A 9,043-nucleotide genomic window follows, 5' to 3' on the forward strand; every position below is an offset into this window, starting at 1 on the left:
GCAGGAGCTCCTCGGCTTCGCGGTGCCGTACGGGGTGGTCGGGCAGGCGTTCGCGGCATGATCGTCATGGGTGTGCCGGCCGCCGCGTGGCCGGCCCGCCGCGCCGCCCGTACCGACCCGCTGTCGGCTATCGCGACCGGCTGATCAGGCGGGCCGGTGAGTGGTCGTCCTCCCAGCGATTCGATCGAGCGGGCCCACCGGGGCAGAGACCCGCTCGAGCTCTGTGCGGCGACCGAGCCACGGCACGGCCGGCGTCTGGGCGGGTGCCGAACCGTCGCGTCAGTGGATGCCTGCCAGGGCGTTGTGGGCGATCTCGGCCCGTTCGGCGGCTGCCGCTTCGGCGGCCTGCTCCTCGGCCCGCACGCGGGCATCGTAGGCGGTGCGGGCGGCGGCGATCTCGTTCTGGTGCGTCTCCGTCCAGGTGACCAGCGCGCGGATGGTGGAGTGCAGGGTCACGCCCAGCGAGGTGAGCTCGTAGTCGACACGTGGCGGGACGGTCGGGTGCACGGTCCTGCTGACCAGCCCGTCGCGCTCCAGATGCCGCAGCGTCCGCGTGAGCATGCGCTGGCTGACCCCGTCGATCATGCGGCGTAGCTCGGTGAAGCGCAGGCTGCGCCGGTCGAGCAGGGCGATGACCAGCAGCGACCACTTGTCCGCCACGCGGTCGAGAATCTGCCGGACCTCGCAGTCCTCCCGCGTGTCCCACTGAAGGACGTCGTAATCGCCGTCGGTATCCCCGCAGTAACCGAGGGACTTGAGAGTGCCGTCTTCCATGACATCGCATGATGCACGACGATTTGGCCGGTTACAAGAAGGAACCGGCAAGCGGTTGAGGAACCATGGCCGGTCCTGTGCTTTTCGAGAGGAGTGGACCATGTCCATATCGATGCCCGCATCGAACAACCGCATGAACGCCCGCGCCTGGGGAGTGCTCTTCGTGCTCGCCGGAGCCGTCTTCCTGGAAGGGATCGACGTGGCGATGCTGAACGTGGCACTGCCGTCGATCCGGACCGATCTCGGCCTGTCCACCGGCATGCTCAGCGGAGTCGTCAGCGCCTACGTGCTCGGATACGGGGGATTCATGCTGCTGGGCGGCAGGGCGGCCGACCTGCTGGGCCGCCGGCGGATGTTCCTGCTCTGGCTGACGGTCTTCCTGGTCTTCTCTGGCCTGGGAGGCTTCGCGACCGAAGGGTGGATGTTGCTGGTCGCCCGCTTCGTGACCGGGGTCGCGGCCGCATTCATGGCGCCCGCCGGGCTTTCGCTGATCACCGGCAACTTCCCCGAAGGGCCGCAACGTATCAAGGCGCTCGGGGTCTACGCCGGCACGGCCGCGGGCGGCTTCTCGCTCGGCCTGGTCGCCGGCGGGCTGCTGACCTCGATCGGATGGCGATGGGTGTTCTTCGCGCCGGTGCTCATGGCGGCGGTGATCCTCGTCGCGGCGGTGATCCTGCTCAAGGAGAGCGCGGTGCACGAACGCCCGTCGGGCGGCTTCGACCTGGCCGGCGCGTTCAGCATCACCGGCGCGATGCTGCTGCTGGTGTACGGCGTGGTCCGCCTGGAGCACCCCGGCAACGGCCTGGTGGGCACGCTCGGCGTGTTCGGCGCGGGCCTCGCCCTGCTGGCGATCTTCGTGCTGATCGAACGGCGGACGGCCAACCCCCTGGTACGGCTGGGCATCCTGCGCTCCCGCGCGCTCGTCCGGGCCAACCTGGGAGCGCTGCTGTTCCTCGCCTCTTTCGCCGGATTTCAGTTCGCGGCCACCCTCTACCTGCAGGAGGTACGCGGCTGGAGCAGTCTGCAGACCGGTCTGGCCATGCTGGTGATCGGCATGGACACGATCCTCGCGCCGACGCTCACCCCGCGGCTGGTGAACCGGTTCGGCAACGCCCGCGTGCTGTTCGGGGGCCTGGTGGTCGCCGCCCTGGGGTACGCGCTCTTCCTGCCGATCGGGATGGACTGGACCTACGCCGCCATGCTGCCGACCATGCTCCTGCTCGGCCTGGCCTTCTCCCTGGCGTACGGCCCGCTGACCATGGCCGCCACCGACGGGATCGAGGAGCACGAGCACGGCCTGGCCAGCGGCCTGCTCTACACCTCCTTCCAGTTCGGCACCGCGCTCGGGCTGTCGGCGGTGACCGCGGTGAGCGTGGCGGCGCTCGGTGACGCCACCACACCCGAAGCGATGCTCGACTCCCTCCGGTTCGCCCTCGTCGTCCCGGTCGCGGCCGCAGTCGCCGGTGCCCTGGTCACCGCCTTCGGGATCTCCCGCCGCACCGCCGGTCCCGAAGCGCCGCAGAACACCCCTGTGTCCGCCCCGACCTCGGTGTGAGGACCTCATGACCATCAAGGTGACCTCGTTCAGCGAGATCGAGGATCAGTTCGCCGCCTACATCGGCGACATCGTGTACGCCACCATGACCACCGTGGACGCCAAAGGACGCCCCCGGGCGCGCGTCCTGATACCGATCTGGGAGGTCGTCGACGGCCGCCCGATCGGCTGGCTGGCCACCTACCGGACCCCGGTAAAGGCGGCGCACCTGGCCGGCAACCCGCACACCACGTTCTCGTACTGGACTCCCCGGCAGAACGCTGTGAGCCTCGACACCGTGGCCGAGTGGGTCGACGACCTGACGCTCACCCGCCGGGCCTGGAACCTCTACCGCAAGGGCAGCCCGCCCGGCGCCGGGTACGAGCTGGGCAACTTCTGGACAAGCCCCGCCGACCCTCAACTGCACGTCCTGCGGCTGACCCCGTGGCGCGTCCAGGTCATCCGCGGCACCGACCTGCAGGGCAAGATCTGGCTGGCTGCGACCGCGAAAGCGCCCCATCACCTCGTTGAACCACCGCCGTAGATCCGGAGCGGCCGGACGGCCCGCGGCCGAGAGCAACGTCGCCGAGGGGACGACCATGCCCAGCGCTCTGGGCATGACGCGATCGGCCGGCCGCCAACTGGAGGGTCCGATCACCGAGGTTCGCGGTCGGCCACGTATCCGATCGTATGGGGAGCTGAGCGGCGGGCCCTTCTCCTTTCGTCTACCCAGGAACCCGCCTTGAGAAGGATCTCTGGCCGACCAGGCTCTACCGGACCGCAGTGCCGCCCGGATCACCCGAGTTTCGGCCAGAGACCATCTGCGGGACCGCGGACGGTGGGTCAGGCGAGGGTCGATAGTGCCTGGTTGAAGGTCTCCGACGGGCGCATGACCGCAGCGGCCTTCGCCGGATCGGGCTGGTAGTAGCCGCCGATGTCGGCCGGCTTGCCCTGGACGGAGATCAGCTCGTCAGCGATCTTCTGCTCGTTGGCGGCGAGCGTCTCGGCGAGCGGGGCGAACGCCTTGGCGAGGTCGGCGTCGGCGGTCTGGCCGGCCAGCTCCTGTGCCCAGTACAGGGACAGGTAGAAGTGGCTGCCGCGGTTGTCGGTACCGCCGACGCGACGGGTCGGGGACTTGTCCTCGTTGAGGAAGGTCGCCGTGGCGCGGTCGAGGGCGTCGGCGAGGACCTGGGCACGCTGGTTACCGGTCGTCTTCGCGTACTGCTCGAAAGCCGGCACCAGCGCGAAGAACTCGCCGAGCGAGTCCCAGCGCAGGTAGTTCTCCTTGACCAGCTGCTGGACGTGCTTCGGGGCGGAGCCCCCGGCGCCCGTCTCGAACAGGCCGCCGCCCGCCATCAGCGGGACGCTCGACAGCATCTTGGCGCTGGTGCCCAGCTCCAGAATCGGGAACAAGTCCGTCAGGTAGTCGCGCAGGACGTTGCCGGTGACGGAGATGGTGTTCTCGCCGCGGCGGATGCGCTCCACGGACAGCTTGGTCGCCTCGACCGGGGACAGGATGCGGATGTCCAGGCCTTCGGTGTCGTGCTCCGTCAGATACCGCTTGACCTTCTCGATGAGCACGGCGTCGTGGGCGCGGTCCTCGTCCAGCCAGAACACGGCCGGGTCGCCGGTGGCGCGGGCGCGAGTGACGGCGAGCTGCACCCAATCCTTGATCGGGGCGTCCTTGGTCTGGCAGGCGCGGAAGACGTCCCCGGCGGAGACCGTCTGCTCGATCACGACGTTGCCGGCCTGGTCGACGAGGCGGACGGTACCCGTGGTGGGAATCTCGAAGGTCTTGTCGTGGCTGCCGTACTCCTCGGCCTTCTGTGCCATCAGGCCGACATTCGGGACAGAGCCCATCGTGGACGGGTCATAGGCGCCGTTGGCGCGGCAGTCGTCGATCACGGCCTGGTAGATGCCGGAGTAGCTGGAGTCCGGGAGGACCGCGAGCGTGTCGTGCTCCTGGCCGTCCGGGCCCCACATGTGGCCGGAGGTGCGGATCATGGCCGGCATGGAGGCGTCGACGATGACATCGGACGGCACATGCAGGTTGGTGATGCCCTTGTCGGAGTCGACCATGGCGAGTTTCGGGCCCTCGGCGAGCTCGGCGTCGAAGGATGCCTTGATCTCGGCGCCCTCGGGCAGGTTCTCCAGGCCCTTGTAGATGCCGCCCAGACCGTCGTTCGGGGTCAGACCGGCCGTGGCGAACGTCCCGCCGTACTTCGCGAACGTCTTCGGGAAGAAGGCGCGCACCACGTGACCGAAGATGATCGGGTCGGAGACCTTCATCATCGTGGTCTTCAGGTGCACGGAGAACAGGACGCCCTCCTCCTTGGCACGGGCGACCTGCGCGGTGAGGAACTCGCGCAGGGCGGCGACGCGCATCACCGAGGCGTCGACCACCTCGCCCTCGAGGACCGGCACGGACGCGCGCAGCACGATGGTGGAGCCGTCGTCCCCCTTCAGCTCGATGCGCAGCGAACCGGCCTCGGAGATCACAGCGGACTTCTCGGTAGAGCGGAAGTCGTCCACGCCCATGGTCGCCACGTTGGTCTTGGACTCGGCGGTCCAAGCGCCCATCCGGTGGGGGTGGGTCTTGGCGTAGTTCTTGACCGAGGCGAGAGCGCGGCGGTCGGAGTTGCCCTCGCGCAGCACGGGGTTCACAGCGGAGCCCTTGACCTTGTCGTAACGGGCGCGGATCTCCCGCTCATCGTCGGTCTTCGGCTCGTCCGGGTAGTCCGGCAGCGCGTAGCCCTTGGCCTGCAGCTCGGCGACGGCCGCCTTCAGCTGCGGGACGGAGGCGGAGATGTTGGGCAGCTTGACGATGTTGGCCAAGGGGGTCTTGGCCAGCTCGCCCAGCTCCGCGAGGTCGTCGTTGATCCGCTGGTCTTCGTTGAGGTATTCGGGGAAGACCGCGAGGATGCGCCCGGCCAGCGAGATGTCACGGGACTCCACAGCGACACCCGCCTGCGAGGCGTACGCCCGGACCACTGGCAGGAAGGAATACGTCGCCAGGGCTGGGGCCTCGTCAGTGTGCGTGTAAATGATGGTCGGATCAGTCACCGGATTGCTCTACTCCCACATTTGCGAACATTTCATCAACTACATATCTATCGGGCGTAGGCAGGGGGCTGATCACTGCCTACGGGCACAGGCCGCACCCGCAGCTCAGCGCCTGGTGGGTCCTTCCAGCGCGGACTTGGTTGCTCCGTATGTCGACATTCCCGGCATGGCGATCTTGGTGGCAAGCGAGCTGATGATGCTGCCTTTACCCTCGGCGGGCTTGGTGGGGGCCCGAGCCGCCGCGGGGAAGTACGGCGCACGCACGTTGACGGCGAACGCCTCTTCGTAGGAGGACCGGTAACCGGCCCCCCTCGAGCCCATGATCAGGGCGGCGGCGTTGTCCTCAGCGATGCCTGCCGCCCCTACCCTAGCGTCCTGGCCTGGTGCTGCTGGCGGGGGGCCGCCTGGAACCGGACATGACCCTCACCCTGCGCTGAGACGCCGCCGCTGCGCAAGAGCCGATCAGATCGACGAACCCGAGGTTGTGTTCCACACGTCGGCGCGGCGTAGCAGATCGGCGACTCATGATCGAAAATGTGACGCACCCGATCACCTGGGGTGATCTGTCTGCCAGGAGGATTGGATCATGGCCCGTTCCGTGGCGACAAGGTGGGTGGCCGCGGCCAGCCACGCCCAGGCGTACCGGTCGGGGCCGGAGTCCGCCAACCGGCCGAACACGTCGCGCGACCTGCGGTCGGCCTCGGCGGTCAGCTTGGTCACCAGGTCGGCGGCGGAACGGAACCCGGCCCGGTGCAGCGAGGCGTGGGAGTCACCGTTACGCGCCGATTCGGCCACCGCGCGTCGCCCGCCGGAGACGCCCAGCTCGACCAGCCGTCGAACCCGCCAGAGCGGTGCGCTCGCCACCGGATCCACCTCTGTCCCGGCGCCCGGCTGCCCCGGCTGCCCCGGCAGGCACGCGTCCTGCGGTGGGAGGTGGGAGCCCTGCAGGCGGTCGTACCCAAGATCGGCCCGGTCGTGCCATTCGGCCGGGAGGCGGAGCGTCGCCTCGGCGCCCGGCACCGGGCCCACCGCGAGCGGGCGCAGGGTGGCCGCCCGGTCGGGATCCACCCTGCCCACCACCCGCACCAGCAGACCGGGGCGGGACGCGAGCCGCTGGAGGTTGGCGACATGGGCCAGGTCGGGGTGGCTGGTGGCCGGGACGAGCCGGATCAGCGGGCCGTGCGCGCGTACCGGGCTCGGGGGATCGGCCGATGGTACGCCGTCGGGTATCACTCCGGAGGCGCCCAGGTGGTCGCTTTCGGGTCTTGGGACGTCCGCGTGGCCGCTTTCGGGTCTTGGGACGTCCGGGTCGTCGCTTTCGGGTCTTGGGACGTCCGGGTCGTCGCTTTCGGGTCTTGGGACGTCCGGGTCGTCGCTTTCGGGTAGCAATTCGCGGGAGCCCAGGTGGTCACTCGCCGGTAGTAGTTCGCGGGCGAGTACGTGGTCGCCCGCCGCACCGACGATCACCAGGTCGCATCCGACTGGTTCGCGAGCCTTGTCCTCCGTGTCCGACTCGCTCCAGGCGTGCCCGGAGAGCCGGGGGGCGACAGCCTCCGCCAGCGGGCGGGCGAACAGGGCCGCCATCGGCCCCTCCGTCCACGGCATCCCCTTCACCGGGGTAGCCCGCACGCCACCGCCCGCCCCCAGACGCCCGTCCGGCGAGATCGTGGCTCCGGTGATCAGCAGTCCCGCCCGTACCAACTGGGCGTGGTTCAACATGGCGGGGCCGATCGAGACGGGCGCGGTGGCGGCCCCACGGGCGCGAGCCGAACCGCCCGGTTTGACGTCCGCCACCGAGAACCATCGGCCATCCTCCGTGACGAGGTGGGTGACCACCCCGCCATAGCCGGTGGCACTGATCACCGGCTCCCGGAAGACGCCGTACACCCGCAGGCTCCCACCCGGCTGATAGCTCCGGCGCACGCTGCCGACCAGCGCGGGGTCGGGGTCGGCCCCCGCCAGCCGGCCCGCGATGAGCAGGAGCTCACGCAGCGCGGACACCAGGTCGGCGAGGCGGTGGCCCTCGTGTCGGGCCCGGGCCGCCCGCAGCCCGCGTACGACCCGCAGAGCGGCGGCCTCGGCCTTGGGCAACCCGGCCAGCCTGGCCGAGTGCGCGGCCCTGAGCAGCTCAGCCTGCGGCACCGCACCGGCCGCCGGAACTCCGGCCGACAGGATGGCCGCGGCGGCGGCCCACAGACTCGACGCGGCCGCCACCTGCGCGGCAACCGGCACTTGCGCGGCGCCTGATCCCGCATCCCCCTGCGCGGCACCTGGTCCCAAAGTGCCCTGAGCGGTGTTCGGACCTGTGGCCTGAGTGGTGTTCGGGCCTGCGGCCTGGGCAGTGCCTGGCGCTACGGTACTTACCTGCGTGGCAGTTGACCCGGCAATCGCCGCGTGCGCGGGCTCTGCGACCGAGTCTGTGGGCATCCCATCCGGCGCGGACCCCGCGACCATGTCGGTCCCGAGCGGGTCGGCACCCGCGAGGGAGCCGTCGGAGGTGTCCGCCTCTATGGGCTCCGGGTCCGCCACTGGGCAAGCACTCAGTACGGCCGCGCGATGCACGCAGCGCGGTGCCAGGAGGCAGCTGCACCGCGCCTGGCCGTCGTCGACGATCGCACCGGACGGCCCCGGCGTGAGCGTGACCACCGCGTCCTCACCACAGGTGATCCGGATGCCCTCGTCGTCAACGGCGACGGGCAAGGCGGCGTACTGCTCGATCGCCGCGTCCAGCTTCTTGCGCAGCCGGGATGTCAGGCCCTCGACAGCGGCAGCGACCAGCTGCGGTGCCGCTGGCGGCAGCTGCCCGGCCGCGGGAACAACACCGGGCGTAATGGTGGGGGAATTCATCAGAGCCTCCCGTGGATTCCCCGGTGTTCACGCCGGGGAGGAAACGGGAATGAGAAGGCCCTCGAGGGCCTGAGCGTGCCCTGAGGTTCACCGTTCAATGGTGGTCTCCTGACTCGTGGTGTAGCCGTAGCCGTCGGCTCTTTGGAGCAGGCGGATGTGCTTGTGGTTGATGCCTTGGCGGGTGCCGGTCGCAGTAGTGACGTTGAAGAAACCTGTGGCGCGGACGGCGACGCGTCCGGTGTGGACTCCGGTGTTCTTGCCTGTGTGGAGGGTGGCGCGAACGAGGTCGCCGGTGGCGAACCCGTGGACGTGCTTGATGCGGGGAAGTCGTAGGCGGGGGAACCCGTACCGGTCGGTGCGGGTTCGGCAGTAGAGGCCGCGGCCGGTGGCTTTGATCACCAGGACGCGGCTCGGCCATCCGGTCACCTGCGCGAGTTCGCCGACGTGCAGGGCGTCCAGGGTGTGGGACTTTGGCGCGTTCGTGCGGGAGCGGTTCCATTTGGTGCGCCCGCCCGAACCGGTGGTCACGGGCAGAGTGGTCGCGGTCAGCGCCCGCCACAGCGCCCAGCGGGTGGCGTTGACCGCCGCGGCGTCCCGGAGCGGGGCCTTGGCCTGCTGGAGGACGCGCGCCAGCAGTGCGGGCTTGCTGCGCAGGAACTCTTCGACGGGCGTGGTGTTCTTCGCCTGGTTGCACGGCCGGCACGCCAACGTCAGGTTGGAGATCCGGTCAGAGCCGCCGCGCGCTTTGGGGTGGATGTGCTCGACCTGCAACGGCGTACCCGCCTTGCCGCAGTAGGCGCAGGTCCGGCCCCATTTCTCCAGCAG

Annotated in this window: 7 protein-coding genes; 2 read left to right on the forward strand and 5 right to left on the reverse strand. The window is 69.7% G+C overall.

Annotation, left to right across the window (positions count from 1 at the left end):
- Positions 1–279: 279 nt before the first annotated feature.
- Positions 280–774, reverse strand: a complete 495-nt coding sequence (locus tag AB0L53_RS45700) for a helix-turn-helix domain-containing protein (protein WP_364008874.1) — start codon at positions 772–774, stop codon at positions 280–282.
- 100 nt (positions 775–874) lie between these two features.
- Here AB0L53_RS45700 and AB0L53_RS45705 point away from each other — a divergent pair, with 100 nt between their 5' ends.
- Together AB0L53_RS45705 and AB0L53_RS45710 are read left to right on the forward strand one after the other, a co-directional pair.
- Positions 875–2,329, forward strand: coding sequence for an MFS transporter (locus AB0L53_RS45705; protein ID WP_364008877.1), 1,455 nt, complete (start codon positions 875–877; stop codon positions 2,327–2,329).
- A gap of 7 nt (positions 2,330–2,336) precedes the next feature.
- Complete coding sequence (locus AB0L53_RS45710) at positions 2,337–2,852, forward strand: pyridoxamine 5'-phosphate oxidase family protein (RefSeq protein WP_364008880.1); 516 nt, start codon at positions 2,337–2,339, stop codon at positions 2,850–2,852.
- A 299-nt stretch (positions 2,853–3,151) separates the two neighbouring features.
- Here the strand turns inward: AB0L53_RS45710 and AB0L53_RS45715 are convergent, their stop codons facing one another.
- The 4 genes from AB0L53_RS45715 to AB0L53_RS45730 all read right to left on the reverse strand — a co-directional run.
- A complete protein-coding gene (locus AB0L53_RS45715) occupies positions 3,152–5,371 on the reverse strand; it encodes an NADP-dependent isocitrate dehydrogenase (protein ID WP_364008883.1) in 2,220 nt (739 codons plus the stop codon).
- 105 nt (positions 5,372–5,476) lie between these two features.
- Positions 5,477–5,722, reverse strand: a complete 246-nt coding sequence (locus AB0L53_RS45720; RefSeq protein WP_364008897.1) for an SDR family NAD(P)-dependent oxidoreductase — start codon at positions 5,720–5,722, stop codon at positions 5,477–5,479.
- A gap of 198 nt (positions 5,723–5,920) precedes the next feature.
- Positions 5,921–8,218, reverse strand: a complete 2,298-nt coding sequence (locus AB0L53_RS45725) for a hypothetical protein (RefSeq protein WP_364008886.1) — start codon at positions 8,216–8,218, stop codon at positions 5,921–5,923.
- Positions 8,219–8,305: 87 nt separating this feature from the next.
- Positions 8,306–9,043: HNH endonuclease (locus AB0L53_RS45730; protein ID WP_364008889.1), on the reverse strand; the 738-nt coding region annotated here is incomplete at its 5' end.

It is taken from the genome of Nonomuraea sp. NPDC052129, assembly GCF_040680095.1.
In the GTDB taxonomy this organism is placed as follows: Bacteria; Actinomycetota; Actinomycetes; order Streptosporangiales; family Streptosporangiaceae; genus Nonomuraea.